Raw genomic sequence first — 23111 nt, 5'->3', positions numbered from 1 at the left:
CCTGGGGGCGCTTGTCCGGGCGCCGGAGGCCGGACGGTTCCGCAGGTCAGAGCCGTCGGCACGAGGACGCGCCCGTGGAGCGGCGGGCTGCCGCGTGAGAGGCTCGCCCCATGGAACAGCGCGTACTCGGCCGTACCGGCCGCCCCGTATCGATGGTCGGACTCGGCACCTGGCAGCTCGGAGCGGGCTGGGGGGACGTCCGGGAGGAGGACGCCCTCGCGGTGCTGGAGGCCTCCGTGGAGGCGGGCGTCACCCTCTTCGACACCGCCGACGTCTACGGCGACGGCCGCAGCGAGCGGCTGATCGGCCGCTTCCTGAAGGAGCGCCCGGACGCGGGGGTGTTCGTCGCCACCAAGTTCGGCCGCCGGGTCGAGCAGCGGCCCGAGCACTACGACCTCGCCAACTTCCGGGCCTGGGCCGACCGTTCACGGGACAACCTGGGAGTGGAGCGGCTCGACCTGGTGCAGCTGCACTGCCCGCCGACGCCGGTCTACTCCTCGGACGAGGTGTTCGACGCGCTGGACACCCTGGTGGCGGAGGAGCGCATCGCCGCCTACGGGGTGAGCGTGGAGACCTGCGCCGAGGCACTGACCGCGATCGCGCGCCCGGGCGTCGCCAGCGTCCAGATCATCCTGAACGCGTTCCGGCTCAAGCCGCTGGAGCAGGTGCTGCCCGCCGCCGAGGCGGCCGGCGTGGGCATCCTCGCGCGGGTGCCGCTGGCCTCGGGGCTGCTGTCGGGCCGCTACCGCGAGAACACCGTCTTCGCCCCGGACGACCACCGCACCTTCAACCGCCTCGGCGAGTCCTTCGACCAGGGGGAGACCTTCTCCGGGGTGGACTTCGCGACCGGGGTCGAGGCGGCGGCGGAGTTCGCCGCGCTCGCGCCCGAGGGGGCGAGCGCGGCCCAGACGGCGCTGCGCTGGGTCACCCAGCAGCCGGGGGTGACGACGGTGATCCCCGGCGCCCGCAACGTGGCGCAGGCCCGGGGCAACGCGGCCGCCGCCGGCCTGGCGCCGCTGCCGCCGGCCACCCTGGCCGCCGTGCGCGAGCTGTACGACCGGCGGATCCGGGCCCAGGTGCACGGCCGCTGGTGAACCTCCGGCCGGCCCCTACGACGGTCGTCGTCGGGGCCGGTCCGCGTGCTGAGCCCGCCGCTGCGGGGGCTGCTCGGCCGCACGGCCGGCGGGCCGCCGTGCGGCGTGGCGCGGAGCGTCGTCCTCCGGCGCGCGCCAGGAGTCGGCGCGGGCCCCGGCCGCACTCCCGGCCGGCCTCGGGGGCCGGTGGTGGGCGAGGCGGTGGCGGGCGAGGCGGTGGCTGCCCCAGGCGAACGCGCCGATGAGCAGCACGGCGATGGCCAGGGCGGGCACGGCGACGGCGAAGAGGGAGGGGCCGTCGACCGTCGGCGAGAGCGGTTGGTCGGTCATGGTCTGCTCCTTTCCTTCGGTTCCGGTGGCGGGCCCGGCCCCACGGGGAGGGGAGTACCGGGCCGGGTCCGCCGCCGCGGGCCCGTCTACCCTGGCCGCCCGGGGGCATGCCGGGTCCGCGTCGGTTCGGGCGGGATCGGGCGAGTTCGAGCGAGTCCGGGCCTGTTCAGGCGAGGAGGCGGACGAGGGCGGCGTCGATGTCCAGGTGCCCGGGTTCGGCACCGGCCGGCACCAGGCTGAAGGTGTCCTGGAGGAAGGCCGTCACGACGTTCGCGGGGATGCTGATCACGGCCCGCGAGGTCGGCGAGCGCAGGGTGACGAGGACCCGGCCCGCCGGCCCGGGCGCCACCGTCACGTCCCCGCAGCCGACGGGGGCCCGGCAGCCCGCGTCCAGCAGGTCGCGCGCGAAGGTCCAGCGCGCTCCGTCGTCGTCGCCGAGTGGTGGGAAGGCCAGACACACCGCGTACGGCAGCGAGGTGTCGAAACGCAGCTGCGCCTCCACGGCCACGTCCGGGAACGGACCTTCGGGCAGCGTGACGGCGGTGGACCAGGAGGTGGCGACGGTCATGCGGCGAACTCCCGTTCGGATAGGGGCGGCGGCTCTGCGCCGCGGCCTCGAAGGCCGGTGCGGCAGCCCTCGGTTACCCGCGCGCCCGTCGCGCATTCCTCGCGCCGGACGTCGCCCGGTCCGGCACGCCCCGAAGCCCCGCTCCGGCGTTCCCTGGGCTCCACGGGGCACCGGGGCGGGGCTTCCGCCCGCTGCGGGTCTCACGGTCCGCCCGCGCTGGGCCTCACGGCGCGACGGTGTCCGCCGCGGGCGGCTCTTCGTCCTCGTCCTCCTCCGACTGCCCCTTCCTCCTGACGTCGGCGGGGGTGGGAGAAGTGATCGAGCGCTCCTCGGCGGAGCGCTCCCGGGCTCCGACGCGGCCCTCGGCCTTCGCCCGGACGTCGGCCGGGGTGGGAGAGGTGATCGCGCGTTCCTCGGCGGACCGCTCCTGCGTCGCCTCGTCCGGCTGCGCTCCGTGGTCGTCGGGTTCGGTCATGGCTCGTTCCCCTTTCCGGGTGCTGGGTTCCAGCGGCCGGGACACCGGGCGGCTGCCCCGGATGTCCGGTCGCAACCGGGGGTGAGAAGGCCGGGCGCCTTGGCGCGGCGCGGTCCCGGTTCGGGCGGTCGTCGGCCTTCCGACCGTAACCCGGGGCCTGATGCCGCGCTGCCGGAGGCGGCGGGTGGGCGGTACCGGCCACTGCGCGGCCCGGCGCCGCGCCCGTCCCCCCGCCACCGCCCCCGTCCGGCCGGTGGGCCCGGTGCGACGTGTCAGCGCTTTACGTCCCGGTCGTCCCCGGCCGGCGTGCGGGCCCCGGACCTGCGCCGGCGCACGTACCAGACGACCAGGGCGACCACCACGAGCGCGGCGATCAGCAGGGCGAGGGCCCGGCCGACGGTGCTCTCGACCCGGCTGTAGGCGGCGCCGGCGAAGTAGCCGAGAAGGGTGAACCCGATGCCCCAGAGGATCCCCCCGAGGGCGTTGAACAGGAGGAACCGGCGGTAGGGCATCCGCGACATGCCGGCCAGGGTGGGCACCATGGCGCGGAAGAAGGCGACGAACCGGCCGAAGAAGACGGCGGTCGGCCCGCGCCGCCGGATCAGGTCCTGGGCGCGGTCGACCCGGTCCGCGTGGCGCCGCATCGGCCGGGAGTCGACGATCTTCGGGCCGAGGTGGCGGCCGATCTCGTAGCCGGCGGTGTCGCCGAGGACGGCGGCGCAGACCACGAACAGGACGATCCAGCCGATCTCGATCCTGCCCTGGTGGGCGAGGAACCCGCCGAGGACGGCGGCGGTCTCGCCGGGGACGACGAAGCTGAAGAAGAGGGCGTCCTCGACGAACACGAGGCCCGCGACGACCAGGTAGCCGACCGGGCCGGACAGACCGCTCAGCCAGTCGGTGATCGACTTCATCGGCCACCCCGTTCGGGATCGCGCGTCCCGCTCCGCCTCCGTCCAGTGTGCGGCGCCGTCGGCGGGTCGGCGACGCCGGAGGGGAACGGCGCGGGCTCAGGCCAGGACCAGCGAGCGCAGCAGGTCGACCTCCTCGAACGCCAACCCGGCGAGGAGGGCGGAGAGTTCCCAGGCCCCGGGGGCCAGCAGGTCGACGCCGGCCAGGACGTCGCGTCCGCCGCCGCGGTCGAGCTCGTCCAGCGCGCGGGGCAGGTTGCGGCGCCACAGCACGGCCGGTGCGGGCGGTCCGGCGGCGCCGGGGCCAGGGTGGAGCGTGCCCTCGGGGGACACCCACAGGGGCGGGGCACCGGTGCCGGCGCTGACGGCGGGGCGGTGCAGCAGCAGACGGTGGTCCATCGTGCGGAACCCGTGGGCGAGGAACGCCCGGGTGGTGACCGGCCGGGCGTGCAGTGGCAGACCGGCCAGGTGGGGCGGCCACGGCGGGGGGTCGGTGAAGGCCGTGACGGCGGTCAGCCCGCCGCTGCCCGCCAGGAGCGTGCGGACGAGGAGCGCGGCGGCGTCCGGGGCCTCGCGGCAGTGCAGCCAGGCGACACCCCCGGTGAGACGGCCGGGTGTGCTCCGCCGGTGGACGGCCATGGCGCCCCGGAGCCGGCCGTCCTCGTCCTCGTCCTGGACGACGAGGACGGTCCGGTCGGACCGGGGCTCCCAGCCGGTGGCGGTGTCCGGGACCGCGGCGAAGGGCGCGGGAGGCCGGTCGGCCGTGATCAGCCGGACCACCTGGGCCCGGTCCTCGCGGGTCGCGGGCCGGACCCGTAGCTCCCGTCCCGTCCTCAGGGCCGTGTTCATCGCACTCCTTATCTCGTCCTGACCTCGTCCTGACCGACTTGCCGATCGCCCGACAGCCCGATTGCCCGACTGTCGGCACGGCGGGTTCGGCGCCGACGGCGCGCCGGATGGGCAGGGCAGTCAGGTTCACCCGATCGGGTGGGTCGGGCGGTGCGCCCCCGGTCACGCGGTGACGGTCCGCTCCAGGAGGTCGAGGGCGCCCGCCAGGGTGCGGGGGCCCGCGGCGCCGTCCGGGAGGCGGGCGCGGCCCCAGCCGGGGCCGGTGGCCAGGACCAGGGCCCGGCCGCGGGAGCCGCGCGGGCCCCACCCGGCGCAGGCCACCCGTCGGACCAGCTCGTGGTCGGCGGTGAGCGGCAGCTGCGACCAGAGCATCACGGCGCCCGGGCCGATCCGGTGCACCGCGTCCAGCAGCGCCCCCGGCGGGACGGCCGCGCCCAGCATCCGGAACGGCAGCGCCCGTTCGCCCAGGCCCGCCGCGACGGCCTCCAGCGCCAGGCTGTGCTGCTCGTCGGGCATCGCGGCCAGCAGCACGGGCGGCGCGGGCCTGGGCCTGGAGGGCCGTACGGCGGCGGCGCGCAGGACGGTGGACACGTGCCAGGACAGCAGGTGCTCGACCTCGACGTACTGCTCGCCGGAGGCGGCCCACCTGCGGCCGGTCGCGCGCAGCGCGGGCATCATCACGTCCGTCCAGGCGTCGACGATCCCGAGCGAGTCCACCGTCTCCCGCAGGATCCGGGCGACTTCGGGGGAGTCCAGGCGGGCGGCGGCCCGGGCGAGGCCCCGGCACTCGGGGCGGACCGCGCCCATCCGCAAGGTGCGGCCGCCGGCCGGGCCGGGGCGTACGGACGGCCCGGGCACCAGGCCCTCGGGAGCCGTCGCCCGGTGGGCGGCCAGGACGGCCCTGGCCGCCTCGGCCGGGCGCACCCCGCGGGCCGCCAGCCGGCACATGGCTTCGAGCAGGGCGATGTCCGCGGGGCTCCAGCGGCGGTGGTGGCCTGCGTCGCGCCGGGACGGGCCGATGCCGTAGCGGCGTTCCCAGGAGCGGATCGTGGTGGGGGAGACCCCGAGGAGCCGGGCCACGCTCCCGGTCGGCATGCCCGCCGCGTCGGTGTCCATCGGTCTCCTTCCACCGGCGTCCCGGTGCCGGTGTCCGGCGATGCTTCCATGATCCTCGGCGGCCGTCCGTGGCCCGTCCGTGGCCCCTCCCCGGTCTGTCCGGGGTCAGCCGCCGTCGAAGGCCGCCCGCAGCCGCAGCAGCCCGTCCCGCATGCGCGTCTTCACCGTGCCCAGCGGCACGCCCAGCGCCCGGGCGATCTCGCGCTGCGAGTACCCGCCGTAGTAGGCCAGCACGAGCGACTCGCGCTGGACGACGCTCAGCCGGGCGAGCGCGGAGCGGACCCGGAGGGCGTCGTGGGCCCGCTCGACCTGCTCCGGGACGGGCTCAGCGCCCGGCTCGCGGATCGGCTGCTCCCGCAGGGCGACGCGCAGTTCGCGGTCGGCGGCGGCACGTGCCGCGCGGACCCGGTCGACCGCGCGGCGGTGCGCGATGGTGAGCACCCAGGCCGTCACCGTGCCGCGGGCCGGCCGGTAGGCGGCGGCGGTGCGCCAGACCTCCAGCAGCACTTCCTGGGCCACCTCCTCGGCGTGCGCCGCGCTGCGCAGCGTCCGCAGCGCGGTCCCGTACACCGGTGCGGCCACCGCCCGGTACAGCCGCGCGTACGCCGCCTGGTCGCCCCTGGCCACCGCGGCGACCAGGCCGCCCAGCTCCCCGGCCGCCACCGTGGCGGGCGCGGCGGCGGGTACGGCGTCTGGCACGGCGTCGAAGGGCCCGGCGCCGGGGCACGGGCAGGCTCGCGTGGTCACGTCCGCACTGTGCAGCGTTTCGGCGGTCCGGGACCACACGCAGCCTTTGTGCAGCGTTTCACTCCCGGGGGGCGAGGCCCTCACCGCCCGCGGAGGGCAGCCCGGTTGCCCTCGACGGACAGGCCGACTGCCCCGCGGGGACAGACCCTCCGGGCAAGACGGGTGAGGTGGCTTTGTCCGTACGGGTGTGCGCTGCGACAGTGTCCGTCGGGTGTTGACATGGTCACGGGATGTGAGAGGAGATACGGGGAGAAAAGAGGTTTCGGAGACGAACGGGTCGGAAGTGGCCCGTCGGTATCAACGGGGCATCCGGCGCACCCTTCCCGCCCGGTTGCCCGGGGAGGGAAGGGCATCCTGCACGCGCCGGTTCAGTTCCCCCGCCGGATGTCGCTCAACGTCCCGCTGACGTTGACGAGTTCGTGGCATGTCGGCGCCTGCTTGCCCGAGGCCGGAGTGCCCGGGACCTCGCAGGTCACGTTCGCGGTCACCGCCTGGTCCTCGGGGACCTGGATGGGAGTCACCCAGTGGTAGTCCTGGTTGCGGAAGGTCTCCAAGGCGATCGTGACGATCGTCCTGTTGCCCGCCGTGATGGTCACCAGGCCCTGGTCTCCCTGGAAGTTGGAGACCACGATGTCGCTGACGTCGAGGACCTTGCCGTGCGGCACCGGGTAACTGCCCGTCGCGGCGGTGGCGTTCGCTGCCTGCACGTCGATCGTCTCGGACATCTGCTGCCCCGTCCCCGGGACCGCAGGGCCGGCGCCCGGACCGCCCTGGCTGCCGGGCCCCGTGGTCGGCTTCCCGGAACCGGGCTTGGTCTGGCCGCCGGGGGTGTTCCCGACGGACGGGGACGCCGGGACGCCGTCGGCCGGAGTGGCGGCCGGCGGGGCCGGGGTGGCGATCTGCTGGGCGACGGCCTTCTCGGCGGCCTGCTTCGCCGAAGTGCGGACCGCCGGGCGGACCAGGGCGAACCAGGCCAGCAGCAGCGCGATCAGCGCCGCCAGGAGCACCAGCAGCCACCGGGGGAGGATCGGCAGCTGGAGGAACTCGCCCTCCAGCACCGGCTTCTGGGGCTCCGGCGTGGCGGCCTCGGGGGTGGCACCGGGATTGTTCTCCGCGCCCTTGCCGTCCTTGCCGTCTTTTCCGTCCTTCGGGTCCTTGCCGTCCGCCCGTTCCTCCGGGCCGACGGTCACCTCGAACGGCCAGCTCGCCGGTTTGCCGAACCAGATCGGCTTGCGGGCGCGCGCCTGCACCCGCACCTCCCCGGACTCGCCGGGCTCCAGCCGCAGCTTCTCCGGGGTGACCCGGAACCCCAGCTCCTCCCCGGCCTGCCCGGGAGTGAAGGCCACACCGGTGGGGGCGTTCCCCAGGTTGCGCACCGACGCCCGGTAGCGCCCGCGCAGCCAGCCGCGCCGACGGCGCGGTGCGAGCGCGGCCCGCAACTCCTGGAACGGCGTCACGGTGACCGTGGTCTCCGGCACCGTCACCAGCTCGGGGTGCTCGACCGGCAGCACCCGGACGCCCAGCGGGAACTCGCCGGCCCTGGTGGCGGCCGAGCGCGGCGGTGCCAGCCGGACCGTCACCGTCTCGGACGTCCCCGGGTAGAGCGAGACCCGGGCCGGCTCGACCGTCGTCCACGCGGCACAGTCGCCGACCACCTCCAGCGTGTACGCCTCCACGATGTCGAGGTCGTTGCGTACCGTCAGGGTCGTGGTGGCCACGCCACCGGGGGCCACCGTCAGTGCGGGCAGGCCGAGTTCGGCGGATGTGGTCATAGCGTGACGGTAGGGCGGTGCGGCGCCCGGAGGAGAGGGCCGGGCGGGCAAGCTGTGGGCACAGCCCTTGCCCGTCCGGACCGACCAGGCACCCCGTCCGGTGCCACCGCGGGAGCGGTCCCGCGCCGCACGCCGCCCCGCCCCCAAGCCCCCGGCCGGCTCCGCCTCGCGGCGGCCGGTCGTCCCCTCGCAGGCTTTCGGAGAATGGAGAGTTCGATGACGTCGACGGACACGACCCGTGAGGAAGTCGTCACCCCCCGCCGGACCGGGACGGCGCCGCGCCCCGGCAGCGCCGCCGCCCCGCGCGTCCCCGAGCAACTGCGCGGCAGGCGCACCCAGATACGGGTGGCGGTGTACGCCGAGGACCTCATCCTCCAGACCGGCGTGGTCCAACAGCTGCGCCAGCGGCCCGAGGTGGAGCTGCTGAACGAGAGCGAGGCCGGACGGGCGGAGGTCTCCCTGCTGGTGGTCGACGCCCTGACCGAGACGGTCACCGAGCACCTGCGGCGGCTGCGGCTCGCCACCTCGGGCCGGATAGGGCTGGTGGTGGGCCACTTCGAGGCGGGAGGGCTACAGACCATCGTGGAGAACGGGGTCGCCGCCGTGCTGCGCCGCTCGGAAGCGGACCAGGACCGGCTGGTGAACCTCATCACCGCGCTCGCCAACGGCGAGGGCGTGATGCCGGGGGACCTGCTCGGTGAACTGCTCGACCGGATCGGGATCCTCCAGCGCACCATGCTCGACGGGCGCGGCCTGACCCTCTCGACACTGACGGCCCGCGAGGCGGAGATGCTGAAGCTGGTGGCGGAGGGCTTCGACACCAGCGAGATCGCCGCCAAGACGTCGTACTCCGAACGCACGGTGAAGAACGTGCTGCACGAGATCATCACCCGCCTCGGCCTGCGCAATCGGGCACACGCCGTGGGCTACGCCATGCGGCGCGGGCTGATCTAGCTGTACTGACCAGGGAGGCCACCGGCGGCGCCCGGAAGGGGGAACGTGCCCGCTTCCTACGGGGGAGGGCGGGCCACGGCGGCGGAGGGCCCGCCTTGTCCGGGGCCAGTGAGGGTGTGCGCCGCCCTACGGAAGCTGATGGGCAAGAAGAAGCGGCGCCTCGCGGGGTGGGGCGAGGCACCGCCTGGGGCCGGGGGAGTGTTCAGAGGAGCCCGAAGTCGAACTCTCCGGTGGAGATGGCGGCGATGAAGGATGAGTGGGCCGCCCGGTCGAAGGCCAGGGCCGGGCCGGAGGGGTCCTTGCTGTCCCGGACTGCGATCGCCTCGGGGAGGAGCGCGTACTCGACACAGTTCTCGTTGCCGCCGCTGTAGCTGGACTTCCGGAAGGTGAAGCCAGTCGCGGCAGCATTGGAGTAGTGGGTCACTTGATCCGTTCTCTCTGTGCGGTGATGAACTCGAGCGAGGAGTCGACGGAAAGGGCTTCAGCCGTGATCTCCTGGAACTTCGCCCGGTACAGCTCGACGTCGGTCGGGTCCTCGATCCAGAATCCGGCGAGCATGCCTTCGACGAAGACGACGTCGAGGTCCTTCCGCTGAGGAAATCCGAGTAGGGCGAACGCACCGCTCATGCCCGGGTGAACTGCCGCACCCGCAGGCATCACCTGGATGTTGACGTTCGCCAACCGGCTCAGCGTGAGTAGCTTGTCGAGTTGCGGGCCCATGATGTCGGGGCGATTCTCGACGGCTCGGAGCGAGGCTTCATGGATGACCGCCCAGACCTCGACCGGGTTCGGGCGGGTCAGGATGGACTGCCGTGCCATTCGGACCTGCACGAGGTCGTCAACCGTCCCCGCCTTCGTGGTCCGGAGGCGGTCGATGACCAGCCGGGCGTATTCGGCGGTCTGGAAGAGCCCCGGAATGAAGGCGGGTTCGTAGGTCTTGAAAGTCGAAGCCTCGGTTTCAAGCATGATCAGGTCAGTCGCGGAGACGTTGATCACGTCGCGGTAGCTCAGCCACCAGCCGCGCTTGCTGCCGTCCTTCGTGATGGCGATCAAGCCGGCGCGGAACTCCTCGTCGTCGCAACCGTAGTGGTCGAGGAGTTTGTTGACGTCCTCGATCTTGGCCGCGGTGCGGGCGTTCTCGATCCGGTTCAGCTTGGCCAGGCTCATGCCGGTGGCTTCAGCCGCAGTGTCCGCGGCGATCTTCGCTTGCTCGCGGAGCCTTCGCAGCTCCTCGCCCAGCCGACGACGGCGAACGGTTGATACCGCCATGCGATGCCCCTCCTGACCTCTCGGTGGACCAGTCTGCCCTTGTTGATCGCATAGGCGCTACCGACAACTGACAGAGAGTGGCACCGAGTTCCGGTTCAATATGAGATTTTGCAGATTAGTTGAGCTGGCTTGCATATGTGATGGCTCTCACGTCATGCTGAGTGTAGCCGGTCGCGTGCAGTGAGTGACTGGCGTTGCAGTTCGGCTGCGCTCTTCCGTCATGCCATCACTTCGATCGCGCGTTTGCTCGATCGATGGCCATCTCTGAAGCCCCACGGAGGTTTCACCGTGTCTTCCCTCGAAATCCCCCCTGACTGGTCGGCCGCGCGCGAGGAGTTGCGCGAGCTGACGGCGCGCGCCGGGTGGGAGCCCGACCTGGTCGCCGATGCCGAGGTCGCGCTCCTCGAACTGTTCGTCAACGCCTGGCGCCACGGCGGCAGCGCGGCGCCGCTCGTCGTCATCGCGCTGCTCGACCACGTGCTCCGGGTCTCCGTCAGCGACGGGAGCCCCATCGTCCCGATCCAGCGCGACGGCTCCGACCTCCTCGCGGTCTCCGGTCGGGGTCTGCGCCTCGTCCGCGCCCTCACCGACCGCTTCGGCACGGAGCCCCGGAAGTCCGGGAAGACCTGCTGGTTCGAGCTGGACGCCGCCGCGTGACCGCCGACCACCGCCGCCCGACCGGGCCGGCCGACGCGATCATGCGCACCTACACCGAGCCGGAGGTCGCCTCCCTGCTCGGCGAACTCCGCGAGCGCGGCCGCAGGTTCGGCCTCATCTGGCCGTCCCTCGCCGTCGACAGCGTCGTGGACGGCCGGGTCCTGGTCCGTTTCGGCGCTGCTCCGGCCAGCACCGTCCTCAACCTCCTCGCGATCCTCCGTCACTACGAGAAGGCCGAGGAGGCCCCGTGCGACTCCTGATCGACCTCGCCCTCCCGTCCCTCCTGATCCTCGCCATCGCCGTCGTCGGCCTCGGCGCGGTCGCCGCCCTGCGGATGCCCCATCCCGGGGACGACACCCCCACCGCCACCCCCGGCCACCAACCGGTGGCCTGAAACCCCGCCCCGCCCACGCCGCCCGGCCGAACCGCCCGGGCGGCGAAAGGCGCGCACCGGAAGTCGGCCTGGCCGACCTCTCGTGCAACACGGTGGTGAAACGGTTCCGGCTGCGAGGACGGAAACCCGGCCAGGAACCTCGGTGCTACTTTGCGTGGAAACCGTTGGAGGGGTGGGCAGTTCGGATGGACAGGGAGCTGCGGCTTGCCGTCGTCGTGGCACTCGGCGCACTCGGGCGAAGTGACGACTACCGGGACCGGGCGGTTGCCGGTCACGGCCTCGCCGCTTTCGCCGAGATGCGGGAAGCTGCCGCACCACTGCTGGACCTCGTCCTCGACCCCGGTGACACCAACGTCACCAGGGTGACCGCGAAAGCCCTGCTCCGGCGAAGGGACCGGGCCGGGCTGGCGACGGTCGCGTCCGCGCTGGCGGTCGCCGATCCGAATCACGAGGACTGGATCCACACCGTGGTCTTCGACGTGTTCGGCATCTTCGCCGGCGACCGGGACGACGCGCTCCGGCTGTGTGAGGAACTGTCGCGGGACACCGACGACCGCGTCGCTCGCGGCGCCCGTCAGCTGTCTGAAGCGCTGACGGAGATCGATCCCGTTCTCGGTCCCGGATAGCCCCGGCGCAGTGGCTCGACGGCAGATGCCGGAGAGCTGTGAATGGGCCCAAGTCCGAAGACGGAGGCCGGCCTTGGCGGTACCGTCGAGCGCATGACCCACCTGAGCGACTGGACCTACGTGGTCACGGACATCGAGGTCGACGGCCCGTGGGCTGGCCCGAACTCGATGCGGTCCTTCGCGTCCGTGGCCACGACCACGGACGGGCGGACCTTCGGTGAGTTCGAGGCCGTTCTCGAACCGCTCCCCGGCGCGGCGCCGAACCCGCGCACGAAGGAGTGGTTCGATTCCGAGCCGGGCACCTGGGAGGCCGCGACGGAGAACCCGGAGCCCGTCGCCGGCGTGATGCGCCGGTACGTGGAGTGGATCCGGGCGCTGCCGGGCCGGCGGGTGTTCGCCGCGTCACCGTTGTCCTTCGACGGGACGTGGATCGACTACTACCTGCGCCGGTTCACTCCGTACGGCCTTCACCAGGGCCCGTACGAGGAGGACCGTCTCTTCGACGGGGCCGCTCTGTGCCTGCGCTCGTACACGGCGGCGTTGACGGGTCGACCGGTCGCGGACCTTCCGACGCCGGAGCTGCCCCCGCACTGGCTCGGTGAGGTCGAGCACACCCACCGGGCGATCGATGACGCGCGGGGCTACGCCAACCTCCTGCACTTCCTCGCGCGGAACGCCGATACACCCGCGATCACCTTCGACGCGTAGGCGCCGGGCGCGATCGACGGCGTGACCGACGGCGTGACCGACGGCGCGTTCGAGGGGAGTGATCGACGGCCGCCCGGTTCCGGTACGGTCATGGCATGACCTCGACCTTCGCTGCTCCCGCTGACGCCGCCGAGGCGATCGTCAGGCACGTCCTGCAACTCCGCCGGGACGCGTGGCAGAAGGCCCTCACCGACAGCGAGTTCCGCGGCACGGCGACCTTCGCGGGCGTGAACCACACCCTCAGCGCCGTCCAGGAGGACGTCTACCTCCGCTGTCTGGGCCACGTGCTGGGCACGGACGACGAGGACGCCGTCGACGCCTACGTGACGGACTGGGCGGAGCGGTCCGGAGCGGACCTCGAAGGGGCCGGGGTGCGCATCCGGCAGATGCCGACCCCGGGAGACCTCTACGACCAGCGGGCCGAGGCCCAGGTGCTGGACACCCTGCGCGAAGCGGGGGCGGCGGGCCTCTCGAAGACCCGGATCCTGCCGCTGCTGGCCACCGACCGGCTGGCCTTCGGCCGGGGCGACGACAGCCGGTGGCTGAAGCGGTGGATCGCCGAGGGCACCGTCGTCGAGCGGCACCGAGGTCGCGGCACCGTCTACCTCCACCGCGAAGCCGTTGAAGCCGTCCAGGCCGTGGACGCCGTCGAGGCTGTCGAGGCCGTCGACTTCCCGCCGGCATAGGGCGTGTCCACGGTGCTGTCGCCGGTGGGCGGCGGGGGCCGGACGTGGTTCCAATGCCGGCCGGTCGGGCGTGACGGGGTATCGGGATCAGGTGCATCGGGATCAGACCGCGGCGTGCTGCTCTGCCCCGCCGGGCTCAGCCGATCGGCCTGACCACCCGGGCGGGGACTCCCGCGACCAGGGTCCCGCCAGGAACATCACGGGTGACCACCGCGCCGGCGGCGACCACCGCGCCGGCACCGATGGTCACGCCCTGCGTGACCACGGCGGCCGTCCCGATCCAGACGTCGTCCTCGATGGCGATCGGGGCGAAGGAGAGGTATTCACGGCGCTCGGCGAGGGGCAGAGGGTGCCCCCCGGTGATGAGGCTGACCTTCGGGGCGATCATGACACCGCTGCCGATGCGGATCCCGCCCCCGTCCATGAACGTGCATCCCTGGTTGACGAAGACGTTCTCCCCGAACGTCGTGTTCAGCCCGTGCTCGGTGAAGAACGGCGGGTAGATCGTCACCGACTCCGGGAGCGGGCCCCCGAACACGAGGGAAAGGAGTTCGGCACGACCTTCGTGGTCGCTGAACGGCAGCGCGTTCAGCCGGGACGTCGCGTCGGTCACCTCCACCACTCGTTCCACGTGACGCGTGAACTCGGGCGTCCGGACATACATGACCTGGTCTGTGCGGGTCGACATGCGTTGATCCCACCACCCCGCGGAGCACGCGATCAAACAACCTCACGGCCCATCAGACACAACCGATCGTTGTGGAAGTAGGGTGGAGGCGTGGATGCCGAAGCGCTGCGGACGTTCGTGACCGTTGCCGAGACCGGCCAGTTCCAGGCAGCGGCGGACGAGCTGGGGATCAGCCAGCAGGCGGTCTCCAAGCGGATCGCGACCCTGGAGCGACACCTCGGGGTCACGCTCCTGGTGCGGACCTCCCGCGGCTCCCGGCTGAGCCTGGACGGGCAGGTCTTCCGGCCGCACGCCATGAAGGCCCTCACAGCTCTCGAACAGGCCGAGCGGGCCGTGCGTCCCGGCAGCCGGCCCTTGCGTGTCGACGTCCTCAACCGACGCATCGCTCCCGCCCAGGCCGTCTACCGGTTCTACCGCTCCCATCCCGAGATGAACCTGGACGTGGTCACGCTGGGCAACGAGAACGCCGCCCAGGCCACCCGGGCGGTGCTCGAAGGGAGCATCGACGCGTCCTTCCGCGCCCTGCCGGCACAGCAGGTCCCGGCCGGGATCCGCGCCGAACGACTTCTGGACGCCCCCCTCGAGCTCCTGGTCGGGCCCGGCCACCCGTTGGCGCGCGCGCCCCGGGTCAGGCCCGCGGACCTCGCCGGCCACCGCATCTGGATCCCCGGGATCACGCCGGGCACGGAGTGGGCGGCGTTCTACCAGGCACTGTCCGAGACCTTCGGACTGAGCATCGACGCGCTCGGACCCCACTTCGGTGACGAGGCCCTGATGGACGCGTTGGCCGACTCGGCGTCACTGGCCACCCTCGTCGGCAGCGGGGACCGGTACCTGTGGCCCCAGAGCCACGACCTGCGGCGCATCCCGTTGCACGAACCGACCCCGGTCTACCCGCACGTGCTGCTGTCCCGCAGTGGAGACCAGCACCCCGTGCTGACCGCGCTGCGCGACCATGTGCGTGCCTCGCTGCGAACCCCCGACGAGGTGTGGGCACCGGACTGGGTAGGCTGCTGACCGGACGACCGATTCAGCCTGTGCCTGGAGCGGCTGCGCGACGAGGAGTTCGCCCGGCAGGTGTGGACCGACCGGCTGACGGTCCCGCAGGTCGCCGACCGGATCGCCGCCTCCTCGGGACTGACCCTCGCCCCGAACACCGACAGCGTTCTCCGGGGACGCGTCCGGCGGGCCTGGACCGGGGTCGGGCACATCCGCTTCGACTGAGCTCGGCGGCGAAGGCCCGCACCGGAGGTCGGGCCGGCCGACTTCTCGCGCGAGGGGCCGGGCGCGAGGGGCCAGGTCCGGGCGGCCTGCCCTTTGGGGACACCGGGTGCTTCCCCCGCCTCGGGTGCCCGGGCTCTCCCGCCGCGCCGCCGCACCGGGGACACTGCCGGGGAGACCGCCCCCGCAACCTGTGAGGTCGAGCGTGATCGGCGCCACCGCCACCCCCCGCTCCGTCCGGCGGCCGGCCAGGGCCGCCGTCGCGGTGCTGCTCGCGCTGGCGACGGCCCTGATGACCCTGACCGGAGCCGCCCCCGGCGGGCAGGGCACCGCCGCCGCCGCCCCGGTCGCCGCGGTCGACCCGGCGGCCGGGCGGATCACCTACGCCGGCACCAACCACCGCGGCCTCGGCCGGGTGACCGGCGCGGAGACCAGCACCCCGCTGTTCGGGCCAGGACCGGTCCACTTCGACCGCGACCCCTCGGCCCGCGGCGACGAACTGGTCTTCACCAGCCTGCGGGACGGCCCGCTGCCCCAGGTCTACCTGCGCGACGCGGCCGGCGCGGTGCACCGGCTCACCACCGGCATGGACACCGCCCACCCCGCGCTGGCCCCGGACGGCAAGGGCGTCGTCTTCGAGTCCCTGGAGCCGCGCGGGGGCGACGGCGGGACGCAGCACGTCCTGTGGGCGGTCGATCGGGACGGCGGCGGACTGCGCCGGATCACCGACGGCGCGGCCGACGAGACCCACCCGACCGTCTCGCCCGACGGCCGGTGGATCGCGTACTCCTGCACCGGCGACCCGGCGCACCGGCAGATCTACCTGCGGCCGTTCGCCGGCGGCGCGCCGACCAAGGTCAGCAACGTGACCACCGGGGACGCGATCGACCCGACCTGGAACCCGGTCGACACCGACGCGCACCGCAACGAGATCGTCTACACCTGGGACAAGGGCGACCAGGGCAGGACCCTGATCCTCACCACGCCCACCGGCGCCGAGAAGGCGTTCTTCCCCGGCACCGGCTCCACCTGGAAGACCGGCTCCGCCGGCTGGCTGGCCGACGGCAGCGGAGTCCTCTTCCTCAGCGCCGACCTGCTCACACCCCCCGACCCGGCCCCGGTCCCCGATCCGTCCAAGCCTCCGGTGGTGAACCTCTACCACGCGCTGACCTGCAACTGCGAAGCGCCCAGGCTGCTCCACAGTGCCGACCGGCTGATCGCCTCACCGACCTGGCTGGGCCCGCAGAACGGGGGCGGCCCGGTGGTCGAGCAGACCAGCGCCTCCGCCGCCGACGTCGCCGACCTCCAGGACGTCCGCCCCGACGGGTCCGACCCGCGCGACCTGGGCATCAGCGTGCTCCGCGAGGACCCGGCCGCCGGCACCGTCACCAGCACCGACCCGGCCGCTGACCCGCTCTTCCACCCCCGCCCCGGCTACGACCCCTGGTACGAACGCCAGGCCTACACGCCCGACGGCCGGCAGATCGTGGTGACCCGCTACGAGGACGGGCCGGCCGGACGGATCCAGCGGATCTGGCTCGCCGACGCCGACGGGTCGAACCCGCACCCGATGAACCTCGCCGGGCGCGGCCCGAACGACCGGGACACCGACCCGTCCGTCTCACCGGACGGCCGGCTGATCGTGTTCAGCCGCAGTGCCCCGGCCACCGGCCAGCAGCCCGCCCGGCCCGGACGGGTGCTGATCGCCGAGATCGCCACCGGACGGATCGTCGGCACCGTCCAGCCGCCGGCGGGCGGGCAGGGCGGCTCCGACGGGCAGCCCTTCTGGTCCCCGGACGGCAAGCTGATCGCCTTCTCCAGGACCGCCGTGGTGAACGGCAACGCCGGCAACGCGCACGTCTGGACGGTGCCCGCCGACGACCTCACCCGGCAGACCGACCTGAGCCGGACGGCCTGCCCCGGCAGCTGCAACGTCATCGACGACAGCCCGGCGTTCGCCCCCGACGGCCGCCGGATCGCCTTCAACCGCAAGGCCGGCGACGGCGGGGACAACCGGCAGGACGGAGTGGTCGTCACCTCGCCCACCGGCGGCGACTGCACGGTGGTCCTGCCCACCGGCCTCGGCAGCGGCGCCTGCACCCGGCCGCTGCCCGAGGCCTCCGGCAACGGGCCCTTCCAGCCCCGCGACGTCGCCTGGACCGCCGACAGCGCGCAGCTGGTGCTCACCTCCCGCCGGGCCGCGCCGCCCAACTCCCCGGAGGGGCTGGGGCTCTACGACTTCGCCACCGGCAAGCTCAGCCCGCTCGACTGGCGGCTGCCGGGGCGCCAGAAGGAACCGGCCGTCCAGCAGTCCGTCGACCTGACGCTGACCGCACCCGACCGGACCCCGGCCGTCCCCGTCGACGGCGGCACCGAGGTGACGATCACCGTCACCGACAAGGGCCCCGCGCCCTCGCCCGGTACCGTCCTCACCGTCTCGGTGCCCACCGGAGCCCGGCTCGGCGGCCTGAGCACCCCGACCGGGACGTGCGACGCGGCGGCGCTGCGCTGCGAACTCGGCACCCTGGCACCGCGCGCCGTGGTCAAGGTCAAGGCCACCCTGATCGGCACCAGGACCGGCACCCAGGAGTTCGGCTGGAGCGTCACCGGCACGGTGGCCGACCCGAACCCCGAGGACGACTCCGCCTCGACCTTCCTGCCGGTGCTGGCCCCGCCGACCCCCTCGCCGTCGCCCACCCCTTCACCGACCGCCTCGCCCACGCCGACACCCACCCCGACACCCACGCCGACCCCGGCCCCGACACCCACCCCCGCACCGCCGCCCCCGCCGCCGGTCCCGGCCCCCGCACCGCCGGCGCAGGCCGGCCCCGCGGTCACGGTCGGCGCCCAGCCGAACCCCGGCTACGTCGGCGGCCACGTCACCGTCAGCTACACGGTGCGCAACGGCGGCCAGGCCCTGGCGACCGGACTGCGCCTGACCCTCGGCCTGCCCGCGGGCGTGCCCACCGAGGCCCTGCCCCCCGGCTGCCGGGCCGGGAGCTGCACGGTGAGCGACCTCGCCCCCGGCCGCAGCGCGGTGGTCCGCGTCGTACTGTCACCCGTGGCCGCCCTGGACACCGTGATCACGGCCGAGCTGACCACCACCGGCACCGACGCCAGTCCCGGACCGCACCGGGCGAGCACCCCGCTGCGCATCCTCCAGCCCCGCATCGTCGCGGTGCCGGCGATCGGCAAGCCCGGCTTCGTGACCTCGGTCCGCGGCGTGGACTTCCCGCCCGGCGCACCCGTCGAGTTCACCTGGAACCCCGGCCTCACCGCCGACGCCGCCCCGACCCGCCCGAAGGCCGACGGGACCTTCGCCGGGCAGCTGCTCATCCTCCCCAAGGACGAGCCGGGACCGCGCACCATCACCGCCGAAGGCCCCGGATTCTCCCCGGTGACCTGCCCCTTCCTCGTCGTCGAGGGCAGCATCGGCCCGCCGGGGGAGGTGGAGCGGCGGTGATCCACGAAGTCGACGAGGCACTGCGGCGACTGCTCGCCGAGACCGGTCTGCCCGAGCGCGGGATCGAGGTGGTCTTCGACGCGCCCACCCGGGACTTCGCCGCCCGGCGCAACGCGCCCACGGTCAGCGTCTTCCTCTACGGGCTCCGCGAGGACACCGGCCGCCGGCAGGCCGGCACCGTCGCCGAGTACGACGCGGACGGCCTGGTGACGGGGCACCGCCCCGCGCCCCGCTGGTTCGAGCTGGCCTACCTGGTCACCGCCTGGACCAACCGGCCACAGGACGAACACCGGCTGCTGGCCGAGGTGTTGCAGTGCCTGACCGCCATCGACACGCTGCCCGCCCGGCTGCTCACCGGCACCCTCGCCGAGCTCGGGCTGACCGTCGGGCTGGACATCGCGGGGCGCGACACCGGCCTGCCGTCGGTGTCCGACGTCTGGTCCTCGCTCGGCGGGGAGCTACGGCCCTCGGTCGACCTCAGGGTGCTCGCCCCGCTGCCCGGCGAACGCGGCCCGGCGGGCCCGCCGGTCACCGAGGGGCTGGTGCTGCGCGCCGGCGACACCACCCCGGAGGGCGAGGTACCCGCCGGGGCCCCGGGCCGCCGACTGCGTTACCAGGGCGCCACGGACCCCGGGACGGACGGCTTCGCCGCGCCCAGGGACCGCGGGCTGCCGCCCGGCCGCCGGCCGCGGGGCAGGGCGCGATGAGCGTGGACCTCGACCCGGCGGTGCACGGCGGGCGCCCGGCGAACGGCACGTACCAGGAGAGCGACGCGCCGTCAGTGGACGCCGCGGCGCCGCCGAACCCCGCACCGCCGGGCCACGACCACCTCTGGGAGCGGCTGCACCGGATCGAGCAACGGGTCCGCGCCGCCGTGCGCGAGCGCCGCGCCGACGACCCCGACCCGGACGACCCGTACCGCGGCCAGTACCTCGGCCCCGAGGCGGTGGAACGCATCCTGGCGGCCTCCGCCACCGTGCACCGGGACACCGCGGACCCCGTCGACGGGCCCGCGCCGCCGCCCGGCTCCCGGCTCGCCTCGCTGAGCGCCGCCTTCGGGCTGCTCCCGCTGGACCTCGACCTCCTGCTGGTCGCCCTCGCCCCCGACCTCGACACCCGCTTCGAACAGCTCTACGGCTACCTCAACGACGACCTGACCCGCCGCCGGGCGACCGTCGGCCTGGCCCTGGACCTGTGCGGACTGCCCGGCGCCGGCGCCGGCCGCTTCCGGTTCTCCGTACGGGCCCCGCTGATCGCCGGCGGCCTGCTGGAGATCGCCGAGCCGGAGCGCCCGCTGCTCTCCCGCCCCCTGCGCGTGCCGGACCGGGTGACGGCCCACCTGCTCGGCGACGACGAACCGGACGGCGCCCTGGCCGGCCTCGCTCACCGCGCCGCACCCTGCTCCCGGAAGCCTGTCGAGCGGCTGCGCGCGGCCGCCGCCGACGGCGGACTGGTGCACCTGCTGGACCGGGGCGGGCACGGCGGCCCGCCGGCGGTGGCCGCCCTCGCGGCCGGCGGCCCGCCACCGCTGGTGATCGACGCCGCCGCGCTCGCCGCCCGCCCGCCGGAGGCCACCGTACGGGTGCTCGCCCGCGAGGCGCGGCTCGGCGGGGGCGGCGTGGTGCTCGGTCCCCTGGACCGGCTCGAACCCGAACGGCCCGAGCGGGCCGCGCTGTTGCGCGAGCTGTGCGCGGCGCTGGCCGGTGTCCCGCTGATCGTGCACGGCCCGCAGGTCTGGGACCCGGCCTGGACGGCGGCCGCCCCCGTGGTGGTCACCGTCCCGCCGCCGGACGCCCGCGAGCGGGCCGGGCAGTGGGCCCACGCGCTGGCGGGGGGCCCGGCCGGCGAGCTGAGCGAGGAGCTGGCCGAGGCGGTGGCCGGCTACCGGCTGGACCAGGACCAGCTGACCAGGGCCGCCGACGTCGCGGCCCGGACGGCGGCCGCCGAGCGGCGCCCGGTGCGCGCCGAGGACCTGCGGACCGCGGTGCGGGCCCAGAACGCCGCGGGCCTGGCCCGCCTCGCCCGCCGGATCGGGCCCGCCGTCGGCTGGGCCGACCTGGTGCTGCCCGCCCCCACCGCCGGCCGGCTGCGCGAACTCGTGCAGCGGGCCAGGCACCGCGACCAGGTGCTCGGACGCTGGCGGATGCGTCCCGGCGGCGGTCGCGGCAACGGGGTGATCGCCCTGTTCGCGGGGGAGTCCGGCACGGGCAAGACGATGTCGGCCGAGGTGGTCGCCGCGGAACTCGGCATGGAGCTGTACGTGGTGGACCTCTCCACCGTCGTGGACAAGTACATCGGCGAGACCGAGAAGAACCTGGAGCGCATCTTCACCGAGGCCGCCCAGGTGAACGGCGTGCTGCTGTTCGACGAGGCGGACGCGCTGTTCGGGAAGCGCTCGGAGGTCAAGGACGCCCGCGACCGGCACGCCAACGTGGAGACCGCCTACCTGCTCCAGCGGATGGAGTCCTTCGACGGGATCGCGGTGCTGACGTCCAACCTGCGGGCCAACCTCGACGAGGCGTTCACCCGCCGGCTGGACGTCATCGCGGAGTTCCCGCTGCCGGACGAGGCGCAGCGCCGCCTGCTGTGGGACCGCTGCCTGGGGCCGCTGCTGCCCCGCGGCGACGACCTCGACCTGGACTTCTGCGCCCGGCACTTCGAGCTCACCGGCGGCTCCATCCGGGCCTGCGCGGTCTCCGCGGCCTACCTGGCCGCCGGAACGGGCGAACCGCTGGGCATGGCGCAGCTGGTCTCCGCGGTGGTCGGCGAGTACCGCAAGCTCGGCCGGCTGGTGCTGGAGAGCGAGTTCGGGCCATGGCTGCGCGCCCTCGGGGACACCGCGCACGGCTGACCCCTGGTGCGTCCGGGGCGGCGCGGGCGCCCGCCGGGGGCGTGCCGGGGTGCCCGCCGGGGCAGCGTTCCTGCCCCCGGTCCGGCACCTGGGGACATGTCCCCGGGCGGGCCCCGGCAGCAGACTCGGGGCGAATGACCGGCGAAAAGCGACTGGCCAGGCGAAGGAGCGCGTATGCCGTCCTACCTCACCCCGGGTGTGTACGTGGAGGAGGTCCAGTCAGGTGCGCGGCCGATCGAGGGCGTCGGCACGGCCGTCGCCGCGTTCGTCGGCTTCGCCGAGACCGGCCCCTTCCACGAGCCCACGCTGGTGACCAACTGGGACCAGTACGTCCAGCGGTTCGGCGGCTTCACCGAGGGCACCTACCTGGCGCACTCGGTGTACGGCTTCTTCGCGAACGGCGGCGGCTCCGCGTACGTCGTGCGGGTGGGCGACCCGGCGCGCCGGGCACCCGGCGCCGCCCCCGCCGTGTCGGCCGCCCCGCCCGTCGAGATCGCCGGCTTCCTCTTCTCCGCCCTGCCCGGTGCGGGCGGCGAGGTCTCCGTCGAAGTCGCCGACCCGGAGGGGGAGAACGTCCCCGAGGACCGGTTCCGGCTGCTGGTGCGCCGGGGCGCCGAGGTCGTCGAGACCTACGACGTCTCGACCCGCAAGAGCACCAAGGGCTACGTCGTCACCCAGCTGCGGGAGTCGAAGCTGGTCGCGGTCGCCGAGCAGCCCGGCACCGCGCCGAGCCGACCCGAGCGCCGCAGCCACGCCCTCGCCGCCGCCCCCGCGCCGGCCGCCGCCCCGGTCGGCAGGCTCGACCCCGCCGAGTACGTCGGCGACTCCGCCGCCAGGACCGGCTTCGGCGGCCTGGAGGCGATCGACGAGATCACCATGGTCGCGGTGCCCGACCTGATGAGCGCCTACCAGCGCGGCGACCTCGACGACGAGGGCCTGCGCACCGTCCAGCTCGCGGTGATGTCGCACTGCGAGCAGATGGGCGACCGGATCGCCGTCCTCGACCCGCCGCCCGGCCTGAACGCCCAGCGGATGCGCACCTGGCGCAACGACGAGGCGGGCTTCGACTCCCGCTACGCCGCGCTCTACTACCCGTGGATCAAGGTGTTCGACCCGGCGAGCGGCCGCAACGTGCTGGTCCCGCCGAGCGGCCACGTCGCCGGGGTGTGGGCGCGCAGCGACGCCGAGCGCGGCGTGCACAAGGCGCCCGCCAACGAGGTGATCCGCGGCGCGGTGGACCTGGAGATCCGCCTCAGCAAGGGCGAGCAGGACCTGCTGAACCCGATCGGGGTCAACTGCGTACGGGCGTTCCCCGGGCGCGGCATCCGGATCTGGGGCGCGCGCACCCTCTCCTCCGACCCGGCGTGGCGCTACCTGAACGTGCGCCGGCTCTTCAACTACCTGGAGGAATCGATCCTCCTGGGGACCCAGTGGGTCGTCTTCGAGCCCAACGACGACCGGCTGTGGTCCAGCATCCGCCGGAACATCACCGCGTTCCTCACCGAGGAGTGGCGGCGCGGGGCCTTGTTCGGCCAGACCGCGGCCGAGGCCTTCTACGTCAAGTGCGACCGCGACAACAACCCGCCCGAGTCCATCGACCTCGGACAGGTGGTCTGCGAGATCGGCGTCGCCCCGGTGAAGCCGGCGGAGTTCGTGGTGTTCCGGCTGTCCCAGTTCTCCGACAGCACGAGCCTCGTCAACGAGTGACCAGGCCCGGTCGGTACCCCCGGAA

General features: G+C 74.1%; 25 protein-coding genes. 14 read left to right on the top strand and 11 right to left on the bottom strand.

All coding sequences use genetic code 11. The annotated features are described in order from the left end of the window. The first annotated feature begins 110 nt into the window (after positions 1–110). The gene (locus tag ACIQOW_RS10570) at positions 111–1094 is read left to right on the top strand and encodes an aldo/keto reductase (RefSeq protein WP_401082376.1); all 984 of its coding nucleotides are present in this window, start codon (positions 111–113) and stop codon (positions 1092–1094) included. Between the two features lie 15 nt (positions 1095–1109). On the opposite strand, the gene ACIQOW_RS10565 is transcribed toward ACIQOW_RS10570, so the two are convergent. From ACIQOW_RS10565 to ACIQOW_RS10530, 8 genes are all read right to left on the bottom strand, one after another. Further along, positions 1110–1424: a hypothetical protein gene (locus ACIQOW_RS10565; protein ID WP_401082373.1), complete on the bottom strand. Its 315-nt coding sequence runs from the start codon at positions 1422–1424 to the stop codon at positions 1110–1112. A gap of 166 nt (positions 1425–1590) precedes the next feature. Further along, positions 1591–1992, bottom strand: a complete 402-nt coding sequence (locus tag ACIQOW_RS10560) for an SsgA family sporulation/cell division regulator (protein WP_401082370.1) — start codon at positions 1990–1992, stop codon at positions 1591–1593. Between the two features lie 223 nt (positions 1993–2215). After that, the gene (locus ACIQOW_RS10555) at positions 2216–2467 is read right to left on the bottom strand and encodes a hypothetical protein (protein WP_401082367.1); all 252 of its coding nucleotides are present in this window, start codon (positions 2465–2467) and stop codon (positions 2216–2218) included. Between the two features lie 272 nt (positions 2468–2739). After that, complete coding sequence (locus ACIQOW_RS10550; protein WP_401082364.1) at positions 2740–3381, bottom strand: DedA family protein; 642 nt, start codon at positions 3379–3381, stop codon at positions 2740–2742. Between the two features lie 96 nt (positions 3382–3477). Beyond that, a complete protein-coding gene (locus ACIQOW_RS10545; protein WP_401082362.1) occupies positions 3478–4227 on the bottom strand; it encodes a hypothetical protein in 750 nt (249 codons plus the stop codon). A 162-nt stretch (positions 4228–4389) separates the two neighbouring features. Then, positions 4390–5343 (bottom strand): MerR family transcriptional regulator, encoded by a 954-nt coding sequence (locus ACIQOW_RS10540; RefSeq protein WP_401082359.1) that lies wholly within the window; start codon positions 5341–5343, stop codon positions 4390–4392. Positions 5344–5448: 105 nt separating this feature from the next. After that, entirely contained in the window at positions 5449–6042 is a 594-nt protein-coding gene (locus ACIQOW_RS10535; RefSeq protein WP_401082880.1) for a sigma-70 family RNA polymerase sigma factor, read from the bottom strand. A gap of 416 nt (positions 6043–6458) precedes the next feature. Further along, on the bottom strand, positions 6459–7862 hold the full coding sequence (locus tag ACIQOW_RS10530) for a hydrolytic protein (protein WP_401082356.1): 1404 nt from the start codon (positions 7860–7862) through the stop codon (positions 6459–6461). Positions 7863–8078: 216 nt separating this feature from the next. On the opposite strand from ACIQOW_RS10530, the gene ACIQOW_RS10525 reads away from it, so the two are divergent. Next, positions 8079–8816: a response regulator transcription factor gene (locus ACIQOW_RS10525; protein ID WP_401082353.1), complete on the top strand. Its 738-nt coding sequence runs from the start codon at positions 8079–8081 to the stop codon at positions 8814–8816. A 202-nt stretch (positions 8817–9018) separates the two neighbouring features. Here the strand turns inward: ACIQOW_RS10525 and ACIQOW_RS10520 are convergent, their stop codons facing one another. Further along, positions 9019–9240, bottom strand: coding sequence for a DUF397 domain-containing protein (locus ACIQOW_RS10520; protein ID WP_401082350.1), 222 nt, complete (start codon positions 9238–9240; stop codon positions 9019–9021). Next, positions 9237–10085: a helix-turn-helix transcriptional regulator gene (locus tag ACIQOW_RS10515; RefSeq protein ID WP_401082348.1), complete on the bottom strand. Its 849-nt coding sequence runs from the start codon at positions 10083–10085 to the stop codon at positions 9237–9239. The genes ACIQOW_RS10520 and ACIQOW_RS10515 overlap by 4 nt, the downstream gene beginning before the upstream one ends. Before the next feature lie 288 nt (positions 10086–10373). Here ACIQOW_RS10515 and ACIQOW_RS10510 point away from each other — a divergent pair, with 288 nt between their 5' ends. The 6 genes from ACIQOW_RS10510 (at position 10374) to ACIQOW_RS10485 (ending at position 13156) form a co-directional block, all read left to right on the top strand. Further along, positions 10374–10742: an ATP-binding protein gene (locus ACIQOW_RS10510; protein ID WP_401082345.1), complete on the top strand. Its 369-nt coding sequence runs from the start codon at positions 10374–10376 to the stop codon at positions 10740–10742. Continuing rightward, positions 10739–11002: a hypothetical protein gene (locus ACIQOW_RS10505; RefSeq protein ID WP_401082342.1), complete on the top strand. Its 264-nt coding sequence runs from the start codon at positions 10739–10741 to the stop codon at positions 11000–11002. Before ACIQOW_RS10510 ends, ACIQOW_RS10505 begins: the two co-directional genes overlap by 4 nt. Then, the gene (locus tag ACIQOW_RS10500) at positions 10990–11136 is read left to right on the top strand and encodes a hypothetical protein (protein ID WP_401082339.1); all 147 of its coding nucleotides are present in this window, start codon (positions 10990–10992) and stop codon (positions 11134–11136) included. The genes ACIQOW_RS10505 and ACIQOW_RS10500 overlap by 13 nt, the downstream gene beginning before the upstream one ends. 185 nt (positions 11137–11321) lie before the next feature. Continuing rightward, the gene (locus ACIQOW_RS10495) at positions 11322–11762 is read left to right on the top strand and encodes a hypothetical protein (protein WP_401082336.1); all 441 of its coding nucleotides are present in this window, start codon (positions 11322–11324) and stop codon (positions 11760–11762) included. A 93-nt stretch (positions 11763–11855) separates the two neighbouring features. After that, positions 11856–12470 carry a hypothetical protein gene (locus ACIQOW_RS10490; RefSeq protein WP_401082333.1) on the top strand — a complete coding sequence of 205 codons (615 nt, stop codon included), beginning with the start codon at positions 11856–11858 and terminating at the stop codon, positions 12468–12470. A gap of 95 nt (positions 12471–12565) precedes the next feature. Beyond that, on the top strand, positions 12566–13156 hold the full coding sequence (locus ACIQOW_RS10485) for a hypothetical protein (RefSeq protein ID WP_401082330.1): 591 nt from the start codon (positions 12566–12568) through the stop codon (positions 13154–13156). 136 nt (positions 13157–13292) lie between these two features. Here ACIQOW_RS10485 and ACIQOW_RS10480 read toward each other — a convergent pair whose 3' ends face one another. Continuing rightward, the gene (locus tag ACIQOW_RS10480; protein ID WP_401082877.1) at positions 13293–13820 is read right to left on the bottom strand and encodes a DapH/DapD/GlmU-related protein; all 528 of its coding nucleotides are present in this window, start codon (positions 13818–13820) and stop codon (positions 13293–13295) included. Between the two features lie 114 nt (positions 13821–13934). Here ACIQOW_RS10480 and ACIQOW_RS10475 point away from each other — a divergent pair, with 114 nt between their 5' ends. From ACIQOW_RS10475 to ACIQOW_RS10450, 6 genes are all read left to right on the top strand, one after another. Further along, entirely contained in the window at positions 13935–14861 is a 927-nt protein-coding gene (locus ACIQOW_RS10475; protein ID WP_401082328.1) for a LysR family transcriptional regulator, read from the top strand. 60 nt (positions 14862–14921) lie between these two features. Next, on the top strand, positions 14922–15068 hold the full coding sequence (locus ACIQOW_RS10470; RefSeq protein WP_401082325.1) for a hypothetical protein: 147 nt from the start codon (positions 14922–14924) through the stop codon (positions 15066–15068). Positions 15069–15357: 289 nt separating this feature from the next. After that, a complete protein-coding gene (locus tag ACIQOW_RS10465; protein WP_401082874.1) occupies positions 15358–18528 on the top strand; it encodes a hypothetical protein in 3171 nt (1056 codons plus the stop codon). Continuing rightward, positions 18525–19235 (top strand): DUF4255 domain-containing protein, encoded by a 711-nt coding sequence (locus ACIQOW_RS10460; RefSeq protein ID WP_401082322.1) that lies wholly within the window; start codon positions 18525–18527, stop codon positions 19233–19235. The genes ACIQOW_RS10465 and ACIQOW_RS10460 overlap by 4 nt, the downstream gene beginning before the upstream one ends. Next, the gene (locus ACIQOW_RS10455; RefSeq protein WP_401082319.1) at positions 19232–21379 is read left to right on the top strand and encodes an ATP-binding protein; all 2148 of its coding nucleotides are present in this window, start codon (positions 19232–19234) and stop codon (positions 21377–21379) included. Before ACIQOW_RS10460 ends, ACIQOW_RS10455 begins: the two co-directional genes overlap by 4 nt. A 174-nt stretch (positions 21380–21553) precedes the next feature. Next, positions 21554–23086, top strand: a complete 1533-nt coding sequence (locus ACIQOW_RS10450; RefSeq protein ID WP_401082316.1) for a phage tail sheath family protein — start codon at positions 21554–21556, stop codon at positions 23084–23086. Positions 23087–23111: the final 25 nt, after the last annotated feature.

The organism is Kitasatospora sp. NPDC091335 (genome assembly GCF_044757205.1).
Taxonomy (GTDB): Bacteria; Actinomycetota; Actinomycetes; order Streptomycetales; family Streptomycetaceae; genus Kitasatospora.
Note: the sequence above shows the minus strand (reverse complement) of the source record. Positions and strands in the feature narration are given on the sequence as shown.

Coding starts and splice junctions, on each gene's coding strand:
- ACIQOW_RS10570 (WP_401082376.1), top strand. CDS start 111: ATGGAACAGCGCGTACTCGGCCGTACCGGCCGCCCCGTATCGATGGTC.
- ACIQOW_RS10565 (WP_401082373.1), bottom strand. CDS start 1,424: ATGACCGACCAACCGCTCTCGCCGACGGTCGACGGCCCCTCCCTCTTC.
- ACIQOW_RS10560 (WP_401082370.1), bottom strand. CDS start 1,992: ATGACCGTCGCCACCTCCTGGTCCACCGCCGTCACGCTGCCCGAAGGT.
- ACIQOW_RS10555 (WP_401082367.1), bottom strand. CDS start 2,467: ATGACCGAACCCGACGACCACGGAGCGCAGCCGGACGAGGCGACGCAG.
- ACIQOW_RS10550 (WP_401082364.1), bottom strand. CDS start 3,381: ATGAAGTCGATCACCGACTGGCTGAGCGGTCTGTCCGGCCCGGTCGGC.
- ACIQOW_RS10545 (WP_401082362.1), bottom strand. CDS start 4,227: ATGAACACGGCCCTGAGGACGGGACGGGAGCTACGGGTCCGGCCCGCG.
- ACIQOW_RS10540 (WP_401082359.1), bottom strand. CDS start 5,343: ATGGACACCGACGCGGCGGGCATGCCGACCGGGAGCGTGGCCCGGCTC.
- ACIQOW_RS10530 (WP_401082356.1), bottom strand. CDS start 7,862: ATGACCACATCCGCCGAACTCGGCCTGCCCGCACTGACGGTGGCCCCC.
- ACIQOW_RS10525 (WP_401082353.1), top strand. CDS start 8,079: ATGACGTCGACGGACACGACCCGTGAGGAAGTCGTCACCCCCCGCCGG.
- ACIQOW_RS10515 (WP_401082348.1), bottom strand. CDS start 10,085: ATGGCGGTATCAACCGTTCGCCGTCGTCGGCTGGGCGAGGAGCTGCGA.
- ACIQOW_RS10495 (WP_401082336.1), top strand. CDS start 11,322: ATGGACAGGGAGCTGCGGCTTGCCGTCGTCGTGGCACTCGGCGCACTC.
- ACIQOW_RS10490 (WP_401082333.1), top strand. CDS start 11,856: ATGACCCACCTGAGCGACTGGACCTACGTGGTCACGGACATCGAGGTC.
- ACIQOW_RS10485 (WP_401082330.1), top strand. CDS start 12,566: ATGACCTCGACCTTCGCTGCTCCCGCTGACGCCGCCGAGGCGATCGTC.
- ACIQOW_RS10480 (WP_401082877.1), bottom strand. CDS start 13,820: ATGTATGTCCGGACGCCCGAGTTCACGCGTCACGTGGAACGAGTGGTG.
- ACIQOW_RS10465 (WP_401082874.1), top strand. CDS start 15,358: ATGACCCTGACCGGAGCCGCCCCCGGCGGGCAGGGCACCGCCGCCGCC.
- ACIQOW_RS10455 (WP_401082319.1), top strand. CDS start 19,232: ATGAGCGTGGACCTCGACCCGGCGGTGCACGGCGGGCGCCCGGCGAAC.
- ACIQOW_RS10450 (WP_401082316.1), top strand. CDS start 21,554: ATGCCGTCCTACCTCACCCCGGGTGTGTACGTGGAGGAGGTCCAGTCA.